The following is a 477-nucleotide window of genomic DNA, read 5'->3' on the forward strand; positions in this document are numbered from 1 at the left end:
GTCTTGTCGGCTTTTCTGGTCGCCGCGCTTGGCGAGGTGGATATGGCGTTCTCGGCCACCGCCATCTATTCGGGTGCGGCTATCGCCTTTTCCAACGGCACTCTCCCGCTGGACCATGGGCCGCGCTTCGCTCGGATCTGGAGCGATATCCTTCCCTATACGCACTATCTACGGCTGCAGACGGGCCAGCTGGTCACGGGTGCGACTTCCGCATCGGCATGGCGAGACTTGATGATTCTGAGCGGCGTCACCGTGCTCGGTCTGATCGTTTCGGCGCTTTTCATCCGAGTACGAGCGCGTCTTGTCCCAAAGCCGGAGAATTTGAACTTTCCGCTCCCGCAACAGGGCGTTATCGCCGCCTTCGCCGCGACGTTCCGGAACTTGCCGCGTGCGCGGCCGGTCAGCAGTCTGCTGATCCTGGCCGTCGTCCTTTACGCCTTTTACTATCCGGCCGCCTATGCCGGACAGGCCGCGACG

The 477-nt window shown here is 62.3% G+C and carries 1 pseudogene; it reads left to right on the forward strand.

The window, feature by feature from the left end:
* A pseudogene (locus HF680_RS15740) lies at nt 1–477 on the forward strand (ABC transporter permease); the annotation flags it as partial.

It is taken from the genome of Brevundimonas huaxiensis, assembly GCF_014218725.1.
Taxonomy (GTDB): Bacteria; Pseudomonadota; Alphaproteobacteria; order Caulobacterales; family Caulobacteraceae; genus Brevundimonas; species Brevundimonas huaxiensis.